The sequence below is a fragment of the Sphingomonas sp. IC081 genome (assembly GCF_006874585.1).
Lineage (GTDB): Bacteria > Pseudomonadota > Alphaproteobacteria > Sphingomonadales > Sphingomonadaceae > Novosphingobium.
Window position 1 is genome coordinate 3,622,508 of the sequence record NZ_CP029761.1, and the last position, 16,109, is coordinate 3,638,616.

At 63.6% G+C, this 16,109-nt stretch carries 15 protein-coding genes; 13 read left to right on the top strand and 2 right to left on the bottom strand.

Features of this window, described 5'->3' with window-relative positions; translation table 11 throughout:
• The first annotated feature begins 20 nt into the window (after positions 1-20).
• The 8 genes from pheT to DM450_RS17205 all read left to right on the top strand — a co-directional run bounded on the left by pheT (position 21) and on the right by DM450_RS17205 (position 8,950).
• Complete coding sequence (gene pheT, locus DM450_RS17170; protein ID WP_142636835.1) at positions 21-2,432, top strand: phenylalanine--tRNA ligase subunit beta; 2,412 nt, start codon at positions 21-23, stop codon at positions 2,430-2,432.
• 44 nt (positions 2,433-2,476) lie between these two features.
• A complete protein-coding gene (locus DM450_RS17175; RefSeq protein WP_142636837.1) occupies positions 2,477-3,367 on the top strand; it encodes an aldose 1-epimerase family protein in 891 nt (296 codons plus the stop codon).
• An 11-nt stretch (positions 3,368-3,378) separates the two neighbouring features.
• Positions 3,379-4,128 carry an SDR family NAD(P)-dependent oxidoreductase gene (locus DM450_RS17180; RefSeq protein WP_142636839.1) on the top strand — a complete coding sequence of 250 codons (750 nt, stop codon included), beginning with the start codon at positions 3,379-3,381 and terminating at the stop codon, positions 4,126-4,128.
• A gap of 97 nt (positions 4,129-4,225) precedes the next feature.
• The gene (locus DM450_RS17185) at positions 4,226-5,764 is read left to right on the top strand and encodes a peptide chain release factor 3 (protein ID WP_142636841.1); all 1,539 of its coding nucleotides are present in this window, start codon (positions 4,226-4,228) and stop codon (positions 5,762-5,764) included.
• A gap of 103 nt (positions 5,765-5,867) precedes the next feature.
• On the top strand, positions 5,868-6,572 hold the full coding sequence (locus DM450_RS17190; RefSeq protein ID WP_142636843.1) for an endonuclease/exonuclease/phosphatase family protein: 705 nt from the start codon (positions 5,868-5,870) through the stop codon (positions 6,570-6,572).
• Between the two features lie 151 nt (positions 6,573-6,723).
• Positions 6,724-7,062 carry a P-II family nitrogen regulator gene (locus tag DM450_RS17195; protein WP_021232713.1) on the top strand — a complete coding sequence of 113 codons (339 nt, stop codon included), beginning with the start codon at positions 6,724-6,726 and terminating at the stop codon, positions 7,060-7,062.
• A gap of 29 nt (positions 7,063-7,091) precedes the next feature.
• A complete protein-coding gene (locus DM450_RS17200) occupies positions 7,092-8,429 on the top strand; it encodes an ammonium transporter (protein ID WP_142636845.1) in 1,338 nt (445 codons plus the stop codon).
• 182 nt (positions 8,430-8,611) lie between these two features.
• Positions 8,612-8,950: a P-II family nitrogen regulator gene (locus DM450_RS17205; RefSeq protein ID WP_142636847.1), complete on the top strand. Its 339-nt coding sequence runs from the start codon at positions 8,612-8,614 to the stop codon at positions 8,948-8,950.
• A 3-nt stretch (positions 8,951-8,953) separates the two neighbouring features.
• Here DM450_RS17205 and DM450_RS17210 read toward each other — a convergent pair whose 3' ends face one another.
• Positions 8,954-9,382 carry a TIGR01244 family sulfur transferase gene (locus DM450_RS17210; RefSeq protein WP_142636849.1) on the bottom strand — a complete coding sequence of 143 codons (429 nt, stop codon included), beginning with the start codon at positions 9,380-9,382 and terminating at the stop codon, positions 8,954-8,956.
• A 298-nt stretch (positions 9,383-9,680) separates the two neighbouring features.
• On the opposite strand from DM450_RS17210, the gene DM450_RS26475 reads away from it, so the two are divergent.
• The 5 genes from DM450_RS26475 to queC all read left to right on the top strand — a co-directional run bounded on the left by DM450_RS26475 (position 9,681) and on the right by queC (position 14,821).
• Positions 9,681-10,439 (top strand): cold-shock protein, encoded by a 759-nt coding sequence (locus DM450_RS26475; protein ID WP_142636851.1) that lies wholly within the window; start codon positions 9,681-9,683, stop codon positions 10,437-10,439.
• Between the two features lie 143 nt (positions 10,440-10,582).
• Positions 10,583-11,773, top strand: coding sequence for an aspartate aminotransferase family protein (locus DM450_RS17220; RefSeq protein ID WP_142636853.1), 1,191 nt, complete (start codon positions 10,583-10,585; stop codon positions 11,771-11,773).
• The gene (gene argF, locus DM450_RS17225) at positions 11,773-12,699 is read left to right on the top strand and encodes an ornithine carbamoyltransferase (RefSeq protein WP_142636855.1); all 927 of its coding nucleotides are present in this window, start codon (positions 11,773-11,775) and stop codon (positions 12,697-12,699) included. Before DM450_RS17220 ends, argF begins: the two co-directional genes overlap by 1 nt.
• A gap of 14 nt (positions 12,700-12,713) precedes the next feature.
• Entirely contained in the window at positions 12,714-13,604 is an 891-nt protein-coding gene (locus tag DM450_RS17230; protein WP_185928787.1) for an Hsp33 family molecular chaperone HslO, read from the top strand.
• A gap of 518 nt (positions 13,605-14,122) precedes the next feature.
• On the top strand, positions 14,123-14,821 hold the full coding sequence (gene queC / locus DM450_RS17240) for a 7-cyano-7-deazaguanine synthase QueC (protein WP_142636859.1): 699 nt from the start codon (positions 14,123-14,125) through the stop codon (positions 14,819-14,821).
• Positions 14,822-14,969: 148 nt separating this feature from the next.
• Here queC and DM450_RS17245 read toward each other — a convergent pair whose 3' ends face one another.
• Positions 14,970-15,989, bottom strand: a complete 1,020-nt coding sequence (locus tag DM450_RS17245) for an OmpA family protein (RefSeq protein WP_142636861.1) — start codon at positions 15,987-15,989, stop codon at positions 14,970-14,972.
• Positions 15,990-16,109 lie beyond the last annotated feature (120 nt).

A 16,109-nucleotide genomic window follows, 5' to 3' on the forward strand; every position in this document is an offset into this window, starting at 1 on the left:
GCGCGGGAAGGATCTAGAAAATGAAGTTCTCGCTTTCCTGGCTCAAGCAGTACCTTGAGACCGACGCCTCGCTTGAGGATATCGCCCTGAAGCTCAACGCCATCGGCCTTGAGGTCGAGGGCATCGAGGATCCCGCTGCGAAGCTGGCCGGTTTCCGCGTGGCCAAGGTGCTGACGGCCGACAAGCATCCGCAGGCGGACAAGCTGCAGGTCCTCACCGTCGATACGGGTGAGGGCGTGCTGCAGGTCGTTTGCGGCGCACCCAATGCGCGTGCGGGCCTTGTCGGCGTGCTGGGCCTTGCCGGTGCGACCGTGCCTGCCAACGGTATGGTGCTGAAGGTCGCTGCCGTGCGCGGCGTCGAATCGAACGGCATGATGTGCTCCACGCGCGAGCTGGAGCTTGGCGAAGACCACGACGGCATCATCGAACTGCCCGAGGACGCGCCGGTCGGCACGCCTTTCGCGGACTACCACGGCGCCGATCCGGTGATCGAAGTGGCCATCACCCCGAACCGTCCGGACTGCATGGGCGTCTACGGCATCGCCCGCGATCTGGCCGCCGCCGGCCTCGGCACGCTGAAGCCGATCGAGGTGCTGGACATCGCCGGCAGTTTCCCCTGCCCGGTGGAGGTGCGCACCGACGATGCCGAGGGTTGCCCGGCGTTCTACGGCCGCGTGATCAAGGGCGTGAAGAACGGCCCTTCGCCGCAGTGGCTGCAGGACCGGTTGAAGGCGGCAGGTCAGCGTCCGATCTCGGCGCTGGTCGATGCCACCAACTACCTGATGCTGGCCTATGGTCGCCCGGCTCACGCCTATGACCTTGCCAAGCTGAGCGGCGCCGTTGTCGCGCGCCGCGCCAAGGACGGTGAGACGGTCGTCGCGCTGAACGAGAAGACCTACACGCTCGACGCCGAGATGACCGTGATCGCCGACGATTCAGGCGTGCACGACATCGCCGGCATCATGGGCGGCGAGCATTCGGGCTGCGGCGAGGAGACCACCGATGTCCTGCTCGAAATCGCCTATTTCGATCCCGAGCGCATCGCCAAGACCGGCCGCAAGCTCAACCTCACCTCGGACGCGCGCAGCCGTTTCGAGCGCGGGATCGATCCGAATTTCCTCGATACCGGCCTCGACCACCTCACCAAGCTGATCCAGACGCTGTGCGGCGGTGAAGCCTCGCAGCCGGTGCGCAGCGGTGCGGCTCCGTCGACGCCGAAGATCGTGCACTTCGATCCGGCGCTGACCGAGAAGCTGGGCGGGGTGGCCATCGAGCCGGCCGAACAGCAGCGTATCCTGGAGAGCCTTGGCTTCGCTGTCGTCGGGCAAGAAGCCGGCTTTGATAAGGCATGGGCCGTGACCGTTCCCGGCTGGCGTCCCGATGTGGACGGCGCCCCCGACATCGTCGAGGAAGTCGTCCGCATTCACGGTCTCGACAAGGTTGCCAGCGTCGCCTTGCCGCGCGTTGACGGCGTCGCCCGTCCGACCGCCACGCCGACGCAGGCGCTGGAGCGCCGCGTTCGCCGCGCCGCTGCCGCGCGCGGTCTGCATGAAGCTGTCACCTGGTCGTTCCTCCCCTCCGCCGAGGCCGATGCTTTCGCCGAAGGCAATGGCGCGCTGTGGACGCTTGCCAACCCGATCAGCGAGGACATGAAGGTCATGCGGCCGTCGCTGCTGCCGGGCCTGCTGATGGCGGCCAAGCGCAACCTCGATCGCGGTGCGGCCTCGCTGCGCCTGTTCGAACTCGGCCGTCGCTATCTGCGCGGCGAGGGCGGTGCGAGCGACGAGCGTCTGGCGCTGGGCTTCGTGCTGGCCGGCGAGAAGGTCGCGCGCGGCTGGGCAACCGGCAAGGCGGCGATGTTCGATGCCTATGACGCCAAGGCCGAAGTCACCGCGCTGCTGGCTGAGGCCGGTGCTCCGGTCGAAAAGCTGCAGGTCATGGGTGAGGCTGGTTCGCAGTTCCACCCCGGCCAGTCGGCCACGCTGCGCCTTGGGCCCAAGAACGTGCTGGCGCGCTTCGGCATGCTGCACCCGGCGGTTGCCAAGCAGTTCGATATCGAAGGCCCGGTGGCGATTGCTGAGATCTATCTCGACGCCATCCCCGGCAAGAAGGGCGCCCCCACCTTCGCCCGTACCCGCTACGCGCCCCCGGCGCTGCAGGCGGTGACGCGCGACTATGCGTTCCTGGTGCCGGCGGAACTGCCCGCTGGTGACCTCGTCCGCATGGTTGCGGGTGCGGACAAGGTGAACATCGTCTCGGCCCGCCTCTTCGACGATTTCCGCGGGACCGGCGTGCCGGAAGGGCAGAAGTCGCTCGCGCTCGAAGTCACTCTCCAGCCGCTCGAAAAGAGCTACAAGGAAGAGGACCTCAAGGCGATCAGCGACAAGGTGACCGCCGCCGCCGCCAAGCTCGGAGCCGTGCTGCGCGGTTGAAGGGGCGGCTGAAGAGGCTGCTGGGGAAAAAGGGAAGATCGCCGGTGACTGACGTGGAATTCGTGACCATCACCGCCGGCGATCTGACCGCGCGCATCGCCACGTTCGGGGCGGAACTCTGGTCGCTGGCCGACCGGACCGGCCGCGAATACATGACCGATGCCGATCCGGCATTCTGGACCGGCCATGCGCCGATCCTGTTCCCGATCGTCGGTGGGCTCAATGGCGATCGCTATCGGCTGGACGGGCAGGATTACAAACTGCCCCGCCACGGCTTTGCCCGCCATTCGACCTTCGAAGTGGTCGAGCAGGACGAGGGCGCGGTTCGCCTGCGCCTGCGTGACAGCGAGGGTACGCGCAAGGTCTATCCCTTCGCTTTCGTGCTCGACCTCGTGTTCCGCATCGACGGCGCGACGCTGCATGTGGCGGCGGAAGTTTCCAACTCCGGCGATGCACCGATGCCGTTCAGCCTTGGCTATCACCCTGCCTTCGCCTGGCCGCTGCCCGGCGGCGCGCCCAAGGCGGAACACACGATCGCTTTCGAACAGGCCGAACCGCAGCCGGTCCGCCGCATCGATCCGGCCACCGGCCTCGTCCTGCCGGAGCCGGTGCCGACGCTGGTGGAAGGCCACCTCTACCGTCCCGATGCCGTGCATTTCGTCGAGGACGCGGTGATCTGGGACCGGCTTGCCAGCCGCGCGCTGACCTTCGGTTCGCCCGGTGGCGGCCAGCTCGCGGTGGCTTTCCCGGACATGCCGATGCTGGGCATCTGGCAGAAGCCGGGCGCCAATTACCTCTGCATCGAGCCCTGGCAGGGCCACGCCGACCCGCTGGGCTATTCCGGCGATTTCCGCGCCAAGCCGGGCATGCTCTCGCTGGCGCCCGGCGCCAGCCGCCGTTTTCGCATGGACGTGACCGTCCTGACCGCTGATTGAAGGAGACCTCCATGAAGACCGCACTCGTAACCGGCGCCACCTCCGGTATCGGCGAAGCCTGTGCCCGCGCGTTCGTGGCGGCGGGCTGGCGCGTGATCGGCACCGGCCGCCGGGCCGAGCGCCTGGACGCCCTGAAGGCCGAACTGGGTACGGACAAGTTCCACGCCGCCGTCTTCGACGTGCGCGATGAAGCGGCGCGCGATGCCGCGCTGGCGGCGCTCCCGGCGGAGTTCGCCGGTATCGACTGCCTCGTCAACAATGCCGGCCTCGCGCTCGGCACGGAACCGGCTCAGAGCGCCTCGCTCGACAGCTGGAAGACGATGATCGACACCAACGTCACCGCGCTGGTCTCGCTCACCCATAAGCTGCTGCCGGCGCTGGTGGAGCGCAAGGGCGCGATCGTGAACCTGTCATCGGTGGCGGCGACTTATCCTTACACCGGCGGCAACGTCTACGGCGGCACCAAGGCTTTCGTGCACCAGTTCTCGCTGGGCCTGCGTTCGGACCTTGCCGGGACCGGCGTTCGCGTTACCTCGATCGAGCCGGGCATGGTGGAAACCGAATTCACGCTGGTACGCACGGGCGGCAACCAGCAGGCCTCGGACACGCTCTATGGCGGTGCCAATCCGATGACGGGTGAGGATATTGCGCAGACGGTGCTGTGGGTGGCCACGCTGCCGGCGCACCTCAATATCAACACGCTGGAACTGATGCCGGTTAGCCAGTCCTTTGCTGGTTTTCAGGTTGCTCGCGCCGGATAAGGCTCCGGCAGGGGAGGGATGAGCGAGGGAGGGCGCCGCCGCCGCGCGTTCCCTCGATCCTCTTTCCTTCTGGGGCAGTCCCCAGTAAAGGGCGCCGATGACCAATTCCCGCCGCACTTTCGCAATCATTTCGCACCCTGACGCCGGTAAGACCACGCTCACCGAAAAGCTGCTGCTGCAGGGCGGCGCGATTCACCTGGCAGGTCAGGTCAAGGCACGCGGCGCGGCGCGGCGTGCGCGTTCGGACTGGATGAAGATCGAGCAGCAGCGCGGAATCTCGGTCACCAGCTCGGTGATGACCTTCGAGCGGACCGATGCCGATGGCAATACGGTCACCTTCAACCTGCTGGACACGCCGGGCCACGAGGACTTCTCGGAAGACACTTACCGCACGCTGACGGCGGTCGATTCGGCGATCATGGTCATCGACGCGGCCAAGGGCATCGAGCCGCAGACACGCAAACTGTTCGAAGTCTGCCGCCTGCGTTCGGTGCCGATCATCACCTTCATCAACAAGGTCGACCGCGAAGGCCGTGCCTGCTTCGACCTGATGGACGAAGTGGCCGACATGCTGGCGCTGGATGTCTGCCCGATGTCCTGGCCGGTCGGCATGGGTGGCATGTTCGAGGGCATTCTCGACATCGCCAGCGGACGGATCAGCCGCCCGGAAGGGCCGAGCAAGGAATATCTCGGCCATGTCGACGAAAACGCCGCGCTCCCCGATGCGGTGGCCGAGGAACTGGAGCTGGCGCAGGCCGGGTATCCGGAATTCGACGTCGAGGCCTATCGCGGCGGTGACCTGACGCCGGTCTACTTCGGCTCGGCGCTCAAGAACTTCGGTGTCGCCGAGCTGATCGATGCAATTGCCAGGTTCGCCCCACCGCCCCGCCCGCAGCCTTCGGAGGCAGGCACGATCGAGCCGGACAACAAGGAAGTCACCGGTTTCATCTTCAAAGTCCAGGCCAACATGGACCCGATGCACCGTGACCGTATTGCCTTCATGCGTCTGGTCTCGGGCACCTTCAAGCGCGGCATGAAGCTGACGCCTTCGGGCCTCGGCAAGCCGATCGCGGTCCATTCGCCGATCCTGTTCTTCGCGCAGGACCGCGAGATCGCCGACAGCGCCGAGCCCGGCGATATCATCGGCATTCCCAACCATGGCACCTTGCGGGTGGGCGATACGCTTTCGGAGAAGAATCAGGTTCGTTTTACCGGCTTGCCGAACTTTGCCCCGGAAATCCTGCGCCGCGTCGCGCTCAAGGACCCGACCAAGACCAAGCAGCTGCGCAAGGCGCTGGACGACCTGTCGGAAGAGGGCGTCATCCAGGTCTTCTATCCCGAGATCGGCTCGCAGTGGGTCGTGGGGGTTGTCGGCCAGCTGCAGCTTGACGTGCTGATCAGCCGCCTCGAAGCCGAATACAAGGTCGAGGCGGTGCTGGAACCTGCTCCCTTCGATACGGCCCGCTGGCTCAAGGGCGATGACAAGGCGCTGCGCGATTTCGGCGAATTCAACAAGATGAACCTCGCCCGCGACCGGGACGGCGACCCGGTGTTCATGGCCCGCTCGGCCTGGGACGTGAGCTACCAGCAAGAGCGCAATCCCGACCTGACTTTCAGCGCCACCAAGGAGCGCTGACGGGAACCGCGAGGATACCTTGCGGATTGGACTTATCTCCGCCTTGGCAGTGCCGCGGCGGTCGGCTTAAGTTCCGGTAGCCAAGCTCTCGCGAAAGTTCCCCGTGCAGATCACCTTCGCCAGCTACAATATCCGCAAGGCCGTGGGGTTGGACCGGCGGCGCGATCCCGAACGGATTCTCTCGGTCCTGCGCGAGATCGATGCGGATGTCGTTGCGCTGCAGGAGGCGGACCGCCGTTTCGGCCGCCGGATGAGCGCCTTGCCGCTCGATGCGATCCATACCTCCACCGACTATGTGCCGGTGCCGCTATCGATGAAGCCCGACAGTCTGGGCTGGCACGGCAATGCCTTGCTGGTGCGCAAGGGCATCGAACTGCTCGATGCTGCGCCGGTGCCTTTGCCGGTGCTGGAGCCGCGGGGCGCCGTTCGCGCTGACCTTGCGCTGGACGGAACCCGCTTCCGGGTCGTGGGCATGCATCTCGATCTGTCGGGTCTGCGGCGCCGGTTGCAGGTGCGAAGCGTACTCTCGCACGTCGAGGACTGTGGCCAGCCGATGCCCACCGTCTTGATGGGCGACCTAAACGAATGGTCGGCCCACGGCGGTTGTTTCCGGGAGTTTCAGGCGCCCTGGCAGGTGCTTTCATCTGGCCGGAGTTTCCCCTCCCGCCGGCCACTGGCGCTGCTGGACCGCATCATAGTGTCCGAACAATGGGCGGTTCGTGGAACAAAGGTCCATCATAGCCCATTATCGGCGATAGGATCTGACCATCTGCCGGTATTTGCTGCGCTCGAACTGCCTAAAAAATAGGCAGTTGCTCAGGAATCGGGCGATGGCCCATGCTGCAGTTGCCCGCATCTTGTAAAAATGTGGCGGAATCTTGCCTTTTGGTAAATTGGCACGCCCCTTGCTTTACCTGGGAACGACCGGTGCTGGGACCGGTGGCAAGCAGGGGATAGGCATGAAGTTCATCATAGCCATCATCAAGCCCTTCAAACTCGACGAAGTTCGGGAAGCTTTGGGCGCGATTGGCGTCGCCGGCATGACCGTGACCGAGGTGAAGGGCTTCGGCCGTCAGAAGGGGCAGACGGAAATCTATCGTGGGGCCGAGTATTCGACCAACATGCTCCCGAAGGTGAAGATCGAGGTCGCCGCGCCGGACGATCTGGCGCCCAAGATCGTCGAGACGATCCAGCAGGTCGCCAGCACCGAAGCCATCGGCGATGGCAAGATCTTTGTCCTCGATCTCGCATCCGCGGTGCGCATCCGCACCGGCGAATCCGGCGATACCGCGCTTTGACCGGCGCCTCCCACAGAAGGGATTCCACGATGAACCGCAAACTTCTTTGCGGCGCCGGCGCTCTGGGAGCGTCGCTGTTCGCCGCCATGCCTGCCTTTGCGCAGGCCGCTGCCACCCCTGTCCCCAACCCCGGCAACAACGCCTGGATGATGACCTCGACCCTGCTGGTCCTGCTCATGATCCTGCCTGGCCTTGCGCTGTTCTACGGCGGCCTGACCCGCTCGAAGAACATGCTCTCGACGATGACGCAGATTGGCGCCGTGGCGTGTCTCGCCATGCTGCTCTGGGTGATCTACGGCTACGGCCTCGCCTTCGGTCCTGAAGGCAATGCCTTCATTTCGTGGGGCAAGTTCTTCCTCGCCGGCGTTACGCCTGAGAGCACGGCGGCAACCTTCACCAGCGAAGTGATCAGCGAATATGTGTTCATCTGCTTCCAGATGACCTTTGCCGCCATCACCATCGCGCTGGTGCTCGGTTCGACGGTTGAGCGCATCAAGTTCTCGGCGGTCATGGTATTCGGCCTGGTCTGGCTGACGATCACGTATTTCCCGATCGCCCACATGGTCTGGGCTGCCGGCGGCTTCCTGTTCGCAGGCAAGATGTTCGGTACCGATCTGCCTGCCGCGCTGGACTTTGCCGGCGGTACTGTCGTTCACATCAACGCAGGCGTTTCCGCGCTGGTCCTCGCCATGATCCTCGGCAAGCGCAAGGGTTACCCCTCGGAGCCGATGCCGCCCCACTCGCTGACGCTGACCATGGTAGGCACCGGCCTGCTCTGGGTGGGCTGGTTCGGTTTCAACGCCGGTTCGGCACTGGAGGCCAACGGCTCGGCTGGCCTTGCCATGATCAACACATTTGTCGCCACTGCTTCGGCCGGCCTGTTCTGGATGCTCGCAGAGCGCTTCAGCGGCCACAAGGGGTCGGCTCTGGGCTTCTGCTCGGGCATCGTCGCCGGTCTGGTTGCCGTGACCCCGGCTGCCGGCAATTCTGGCCCGTTCGGTGCGATCGTGCTCGGCGCCGTGGCTTCGATCATCTGCTTCTTCGCCGTCAGCAAGCTCAAGCCCGCACTTGGCTATGACGATGCCCTCGACGCCTTCGGCGTGCACGGCATCGGCGGCATGGTTGGCGCCGTGGGCACCGGTATCGTCTACGCTCCGAGCCTCGGTGGCCCCGGCGCCGCTGATTTCTCGATGGGCGCCCAGGTTGCCACACAGGTCATCGCGGTTCTGGTCGCTATCGTCTGGGCTGCAGTCGGCACCGTGATCGCCGCCTATGTCGCCAAGGCTGTCACCGGCCTGCGGGTTGCACCGGAAGTCGAGCAGGAAGGCCTCGACATCGGTGAGCACGGCGAGCGCGCCTACAACTAAGTTCTCGAGTTTGGCGGCGGCGGGATCTTTCCTCTCCTCCTTCCCGTCGCCGCCTGCCAGTGTTCCTCCTGCGAACACAAACTTAAAGGGCCGGAGCCAGCCGCTCCGGCCCATTTTTCTTTGTCGTGGAGGAGGGTTTGTGGGATGCTTGCGGCATCCGCCAGCCGGCCAGGGAGATACGCGTGAAATACATCGTCGCGATCATCAAGCCGTTCAAGTTCACCGAAGTGAAGGATGCGCTGGCCAGTGCCGGAGTGTCGGGCCTGACGGTTTCCGAGGTGAGCGGCTTTGGCCGGCAGAAAGGGCAGACCGAGATCTATCGCGGCGCTGAATACGCTTCGAGTCTGGTGCCCAAGATCAAGCTGGAAATTGCCGTTTCGGACGCCTTTGCCGATACCGTTATCGAGATCATCGGCAAGGGCGCGAGTACCGACGAGATCGGTGATGGCAAGATCTTCGTGTTCGAACTCGCCGAAGTCCTGCGCGTCAGGACCGGTGAGCAGGGCGATATCGCCCTTTAGGTCTCAGCCGCCGGCCGAAAGCATCTCGATCAATTGACGGACCGGCGATACGTCGTAGCCTGCGGCGGCGGCTTTCGATGCGATCACGGCGGGATTGTCACCGGCCTTGGCGCGGGCGAGCGCCCAGAGCAGGGTCGAGCGGGTTCCCGATCGGCAATAGGCCAGTACCGGACCGTCCAGACCGTCGAGAGCGGAACTCATGGCGTCGACTTGTGCCTGGCTGAAACCGCCATGGCCCACGGGAATGGCCACATAGTCGATCCCGGCGGCGCGCGCTGCCGCTTCGATTTCCGCGCCGGGCGTCTGGTCGTCGCTTTCGCCCTCGGGGCGGTTGTTGATGATGCGCACGATCCCCAGGTCCTTGGCTTCGGCAACGGCCTCCACGGTGATTTGCGGGCTAGCGAAGACGGTTTCGGTGACCTGGCGGAACATCAGACTTTTCCTCGCGATCATGCGGTTGTCCGGCAGCGGTTGAGCCTGAAATTATCTGCCGTCAAGCGCATAGTTCAGGCAACAGGATCACGCGCGAGCCATAGAAAAGCGGTGTTTCGGTCAGATCGCCGGAAAATCCCGCTTATTTGTATTCGCAATGGGCAGATGAGTCGTGTATGAGTCGCCGCTGCAGGTACCGGGAGAGTTATGTCTCTTCCGCTCGTCTGACAGTCGGCACGGCTCGTCCACGTGTCCGGGTGAATACTTTTTGGGGCGCAGCGAAGGTACGTTCGTAAACATGGGTTTTGACAGAGGTCGTCGCGGAAGGGGACGCGACAAGCGAGATCGGTTTGGAGAGGACGAGTTCGACCCGTTCTTTGCCGGGCAGGATCGTTTCGGTGGCGGTGACCGTTTCGGCGGTGGCGATCGCTTTGGCGGCGGTGACCGTTTCGGCGGCGGTGATGACCGCGGCGGTTTCGGCGGCGGCGCTCCTCGCAGCGGCGGCTTCGGTGGCCCGCGTGGCGGCGGCGGTGGCGGCTTCGGCGGTCCCCGCGGCGGCGGCATGCCGGCCCAGGTCGTCGGCCAGGGCAAGGGCGTCGTCAAGTTCTTCAACGGCGCCAAGGGTTTCGGCTTCATTCAGCGCGATGAAGGCGGCGAAGATGTGTTCGTGCACATCAGCGCGGTCGAGCGTGCAGGCCTCGAAGGTCTTGCCGAGGGCCAGCAGCTCGAATTCCAGCTTGTCGATCGTGGCGGCAAGATCTCGGCCAGCGACCTCGTTGTGGTCGGCGACGTGATCCCCGTCCAGAAGCGGGAGCCTGCGCCGCAGCGTCAGCTGACTGGCGAAAAGGCCAGCGGTACGGTCAAGTTCTTCAACTCCATGAAGGGCTTCGGCTTCATCACCCGTGACGATGGCCAGCCGGATGCGTTTGTTCACATCAGCGCGGTTGAACGCTCGGGCCTTGCCGGCCTGAACGAAGGCGATCGCGTGGAGTTCGACATCGAGGTCGATCGACGAGGCAAGTACTCGGCGGTCAACCTTTCGTCGCTCCAGGGTTGATCAAGCCTGCACTCCCCCCGGGCGTTTGACCGGGGGGCTGCAAAAGCCTAGAAGCGCGCAGATGGCGGTCCGACAGGGCCGCCATTTGTCGTTTTCAGATTCCCCGTTTTTCGCTTCACAGATTTGTTTCGAGGAATAACGTCATGTCGATCACTCCACTGATGCCCGTGTACCCCCGGTGCGGCGTTCGGCCGGTTCGCGGCGAGCACTGTCACCTGATCAGTGAAGACGGTCGCCGATTCCTCGATTTCGCCAGCGGCATTGCGGTCAACCTGCTTGGGCATTCGCATGCCGGTCTGGTCGGTGCGATCCAGAAGCAGGCGGAAACCCTGATGCATGTCTCGAACCTGTACGGCAGCCCGCAAGGGGAGGCGATTGCGCAGCGGCTTATCGATCTGACTTTTGCGGATACGGTTTTCTTCACGAATTCGGGCGCTGAAGCCGTCGAATGCGCGATCAAGACGGCGCGCGCCTATCATCAGCATGTCGGCAATACCGAAAAGTATGAACTGATTACGTTCAACAACGCTTTTCATGGCCGGACGATGGGCACGATCAGCGCGTCCAACCAGGAAAAGATGCACAAGGGCTTCCTGCCTCTGCTACCCGGTTTCAAGTATGTCGAGTTCGACGACCTGGAGGCGGCAAAGGCAGCCATTGGCCCGAATACGGCAGGCTTCCTGGTCGAGCCGATTCAAGGTGAAGGCGGCATTCGCATTGCTTCGCAGGCGTTCCTCGAAGGCCTGCGTGCGCTCTGCGATGAGCATGACCTGATTCTGGTGCTGGACGAAGTGCAGAGTGGCGTGGGCCGTGCGGGAACGTTCTATGCTTACGAGCAGTATGGGATCGTTCCCGACGTGGTGGCGACCGCAAAGGGTATCGGCGGCGGGTTCCCGGTCGGCGCTTGCCTTGCCACCGAAAAGGCGGCTCGCGGCATGGTCGTGGGAACGCATGGCTCGACGTATGGCGGCAATCCTTTTGCCATGGCGGCGATCGGCGCTGTGCTCGACGCGGTCGCCAACGAAGAGTTTCTTGCAGATGTGCGTGCCAAGGGTGAGCGCCTGATGGCGCGCCTTGAGCAATTTATCGGCAATTACCCCGAACTGTTCGACTCGGTGCGTGGCAAGGGGCTGTTCATCGGCCTTAAGATGAAGGTCGAGCCGCGGGCCTTTGTTGCGCATATGCGCGACAATCATCAACTGCTGACGGTTTCGGCTGGCGACAATGTCGTCCGGGTTCTGCCGCCTCTCGTCATCGACGACAGCCACATGGACGAATTCATGGAAAAGCTCTCGGCTGCGGCGGCCAGCTATCAGCCGGAAGGAGTTGCCTGATGGCTCGGGATTTCCTCAACCTGGGCGATGCGGGCGGCGATGCGATCGCGAGCATGATCGCCGACGCCATCGACCGCAAGGCGGCGCGTAAGACCTGGCCGAAGGCGCAGCCGGATGCGGACCAGCCGCTCGCGGGACATACCCTTGCCATGATCTTTGAGAAGAATTCCACGCGTACGCGTGTTTCTTTCGACATGGCCATGCGGCAACTGGGCGGAAGCGCGTTGATCATGGAGGCGGGCAGCACCCAGATCGGCAGAGGGGAGACGATTGCCGATACCGCTCGCGTGCTCAGCCGGATGGTTGATGCAATCATGATCCGGACCGACGATCATGCCAAGATCGAGGAACTTGCCCATTACGCCGAGGTGCCGGTCATCAATGGCCTGACCGACCTTTCGCACCCCTGCCAGATCGTCGCGGATCTGCTCACGATCGTGGAGCAGGGGTTTGCGTTGCCGGGTCTGCAACTGGCGTGGCTGGGCGATGGCAACAACGTCGCCAATTCGCTGATCGAGGCTGCAGGCCTGATGAAGTTCACGATCCGGATCGGTGGGCCTGCCGGTTATGAGCCGGACGCCGGTTTTGTCGCACGTGCCCGTGCTGCCGGCGGTGAGGTGATTCTCACGCAGGATCCCGCAGAGGCGGCTGCAGGTGCGCAGATCGTTGTCACCGATACCTGGGTTTCCATGGGGCAGGCGGGCGGCGAAAAGCACATCGCGGCCATGCAACCCTATCAGGTCAATGCCGGACTGATGGCAAAGGCTGCGCCGGGAGCCAAGTTCCTGCACTGTCTTCCCGCCCACCGTGAAGAGGAAGTGACCAACGAGGTTATCGATGGGCCTGCTTCTGTAGTATGGGATGAGGCCGAAAACCGGATTCACGGTCAGAAGTCGGTTCTACTTTGGGCATTGGGCAAGCTGTGACGGATGACGCGCTGATGCGGGACGACGATACCGGGTTCGACCGGGTGCTGGCCTTCACGGTGCCTGCGCGTCATGCGCGGGGCCGTGTGGTCAGGCTGGGGCCGGTACTCGAGACCGTGCTTTCGGCTCACACCTATCCCAGGGTGGTCAAGCACGTCCTGGCGGAAGCACTTGTTCTGACAGCCTTGATGGGCTCGCTGCTCAAGGAAGACGGTGCGCAATTGACCTTCCAGGCTCAGGCCGAGGGAGGCGCGGTCGATCTTCTGGTCTGCGATTACCGAGACGGGGAGTTGCGGGGATACCTGCGGCATGATCCCGATCTCGCCACGCGTCTTGAAGAGGATTGTTCGCTCGAGGCGATCTTCGGCAAGGGGTATCTGGCGATCACTTTCGACCTTGCGGTTTCGAACGAGCGTTATCAGGGGGTTGTTCCTCTTGAGGGGACTTCGCTGGCGCATGCGTGCGAGAGCTATTTCGCCATGTCCGAGCAAGTTCCGACACTCATCCGGGTCAGCGTGCGCTCCAGCGATGCACGCTGCGTCGCTGGCGGGTTGCTGGTCCAGCACTTGCCGGACGGCGAGGAAGGCAAGGAACGTCTCCACGCCAAGGAACAGCATCCCGACTGGGAGCATGTTTCGATCATGGCGGGAAGTGTCCGTCCGGAGGAACTGGTCGATCCGGTCCTCAATCTCGAGCAGCTGGTCTGGCGGCTCTTCCATGAGGAAGAGGAGGTTCGCGTCGAACCGCTGGAGCCGCTTCAGCGCGGATGCCGCTGCTCGGTATCGTATTACCAGAACATCCTGTCCCGCTTTCCCGAAAGCGAACGCATCGATATGCGGGATGAAACTGGCCTGATACCGGTGGATTGCGCCTTTTGCTCGAAGATCCTTCATATTCCGGCCTGAAACCGACACCGAAACCGAAATCGGGGCCGGTCCGGGCAGGCCGGCCCTGCTTCTTTCAGAGGTCAAAACGTATGAAGCATCCAGCACGTGCACTACTTGTGGCGGGGTGTGGAATTACCCTCTGTTCGGCCGCTGTCTTCGCTGAAACGCGCCCGCTCCTGATGCTTGATCAATTGGCTGCGGGGCAGTGGGAGCTGCGTGAGCATGGCGAGGGCATCCAGCCCAGGAAGGTTTGCTTGCACGGCGGGCGAGACCTCATCCAGTTGCGCCACCCCAGGGCGGCATGCAGCCTTGTGGTGATAGACGACAGGCCGAACGAAGTCACCGTGCAGTATACATGTGCCGGGCGCGGATATGGGCGTACCCACGTCCGACGCGAAACCAATGGATTGGTGCAGATCGATGGGCAGGGCATTGCCGGTGGCCAGCCTTTTGCCTTTGCTGCCGAGGGTCGACGGACAGGCGCTTGTGGCGGTTGAAGGTTGTCAGCGCCGGTGAGAGCGCCTAGCGCAGAGGTCATGCAAGACACGTCTATAGCGACTGAGGGCAGGAAGGCTGTGGTCCTTCTGTCCGGTGGTCTCGATTCGATGGTATCCGGCGGACTGGCCCGTGAGGCGGGCTATTCGGTCAATGCCTTGACCATCGACTATAATCAGCGGCACCGGCGCGAGATCGACGCTGCGCGGCAGATCGCGCAGGTGCTGGGGGCGGAGCGCCATGTGGTGTTGCCCCTCGATCTTCGCCAGTTCGGCGGATCGGCGCTGACCGACGATATTTCGGTTCCCAAGGACGGACTGGAGCCCGGGATTCCGGTGACGTATGTACCGGCCCGCAATCTGGTGTTCCTGTCGCTCACGCTGGCCTGGGCTGAGGCGATCGGTGCCTCCGACATCTTCATCGGCGTCAATGCGCTGGACTATTCCGGCTATCCCGATTGCCGCCCCGAATTCATTTCCGCGTTCGAGAACATCGCCACGCTGGCAACCAAGGGGGGGGATGAGGGGACCAAGTTCCGTATCCATGCACCTCTGCAGTTCATGGGGAAGGCGGATATCGCGCGCGAAGCCTATCGCCTGGGCTTTGACGTAGGCATGAGCTGGTCGTGTTATGATCCTCAGCCGGACGGGAGCGCTTGCGGTCTGTGTGACAGCTGCCGGTTGCGGCGAGCGGGTTTCGCCGATGCAGGATTGGAAGATACCACGCATTACGCGGCCTGATCCAAGCTTTTCCGTACGACTCCAAAAACAAAGCCCCGCTCGATCGAGCGGGGCTTTGTTTTTGCCATCGGGCCATCGCCATGTTCGATGGCAAAAGAAAAGGGGGCGGATCGCTCCGCCCCCAATCCATTTACCGTTGCCGGTACACTTACATGCCCGAACCCGGACCGTAGGTGATTTCGACGCGACGGTTCTGCAGTTCGCGCACGCCGTCGGCGGTCGGAACGCGGGGCTGCGTCTCACCGAAGGCCTGGCTCGAGATCGCGCCATCGGGCACGCCGTGGCTGGTCAGGTAAGCGCGGACCGAGTCGTTACGACGGCTCGAGAGACCCATGTTGTACTTGGGCGTACCCGAACGGTCGGTGTGGCCGGCCAGCATGATCGGCACGCTGTTGCAGTTGCCGTAAGCGGTGATCGCGCTGTCGAGGATGGTTGCAGCCTCAGGCGTGATGTCCGACTTATCCCAGTCGAAGAACACGATGTACGGGCCCTTGTTGCAGACCACAGCCGGGGGCGGCGGGGGCGGCGGGGGCGGCGGAGGCGGCGGGGGCGGCGGCGGCGGGGGCGGCGGCGGAGCGGCCGGTTCGCCGAAGTTGTACGCCAGCGTACCCATCAGCGAGTGCGAGCGCCAGCGGGTCTTGTACGACGAACCGTCGTCACCAACCAGCTTGACGTTGTCGACGTTCATGAAGCGGTACTTCAGGCCGACATCGACATGGCTGGAGATCGGCGCGCGAATGCCCGCGATTGCCTGCCAGGCGAAGCCGGTGTCCGAATCGTCGATCGCGTCGACGTCGACGCGGCCAACGCCGGCACCACCGCCGACAAAGCCCTGAAGGCCGTCGTCGGGACCGAAGTCGAGCAGGCCGTTGACCATGAAGGTCAGGTTGCTGGCGTGACCGCCAACATACTTCACCGCAGCCTGACGATAGCTGGCTTCGGTTTCAAGACGGAACCCACCGAAGTCGTAACCGATGGTGGCGCCGCCATCCCAACCGGTCTTGAAATCAATCTGGTCGTCAGCCTTGACGCCGTCGACCTTAACGCTGGCGTCTTCGACGATCATCGGGCCGAAGTCGAGTTCCAGATACCAAGCGTCGTCGCGTGCGAACGCGGGCGTGGCGATGGCTGTCGAAGCCAGCGCCAGTCCGATGACGAGTTTCCTCATACGTTTCCCCTACTAAGAGATTTGGAGCCACCGAGTGCCGTAAGTGTCTACCCCCTCAATAAACAGCGTGCAAGCGCACAATGACGACATGTGTTGCAAGAATGTCGCGTTTTCGGGGCC

Bases quoted from the DNA above. Each gene is read 5' to 3' on its own strand.
- DM450_RS17210 (WP_142636849.1), bottom strand. From the start codon at position 9,382: ATGTTCCGCCAGGTCACCGAAACCGTCTTCGCTAGCCCGCAAATCACC.
- DM450_RS17220 (WP_142636853.1), top strand. From the start codon at position 10,583: ATGTCGATCACTCCACTGATGCCCGTGTACCCCCGGTGCGGCGTTCGG.
- DM450_RS17180 (WP_142636839.1), top strand. From the start codon at position 3,379: ATGAAGACCGCACTCGTAACCGGCGCCACCTCCGGTATCGGCGAAGCC.
- argF (WP_142636855.1), top strand. From the start codon at position 11,773: ATGGCTCGGGATTTCCTCAACCTGGGCGATGCGGGCGGCGATGCGATC.
- DM450_RS17195 (WP_021232713.1), top strand. From the start codon at position 6,724: ATGAAGTTCATCATAGCCATCATCAAGCCCTTCAAACTCGACGAAGTT.
- DM450_RS26475 (WP_142636851.1), top strand. From the start codon at position 9,681: ATGGGTTTTGACAGAGGTCGTCGCGGAAGGGGACGCGACAAGCGAGAT.
- pheT (WP_142636835.1), top strand. From the start codon at position 21: ATGAAGTTCTCGCTTTCCTGGCTCAAGCAGTACCTTGAGACCGACGCC.
- DM450_RS17245 (WP_142636861.1), bottom strand. From the start codon at position 15,989: ATGAGGAAACTCGTCATCGGACTGGCGCTGGCTTCGACAGCCATCGCC.
- queC (WP_142636859.1), top strand. From the start codon at position 14,123: ATGCAAGACACGTCTATAGCGACTGAGGGCAGGAAGGCTGTGGTCCTT.
- DM450_RS17200 (WP_142636845.1), top strand. From the start codon at position 7,092: ATGAACCGCAAACTTCTTTGCGGCGCCGGCGCTCTGGGAGCGTCGCTG.
- DM450_RS17230 (WP_185928787.1), top strand. From the start codon at position 12,714: ATGCGGGACGACGATACCGGGTTCGACCGGGTGCTGGCCTTCACGGTG.
- DM450_RS17185 (WP_142636841.1), top strand. From the start codon at position 4,226: ATGACCAATTCCCGCCGCACTTTCGCAATCATTTCGCACCCTGACGCC.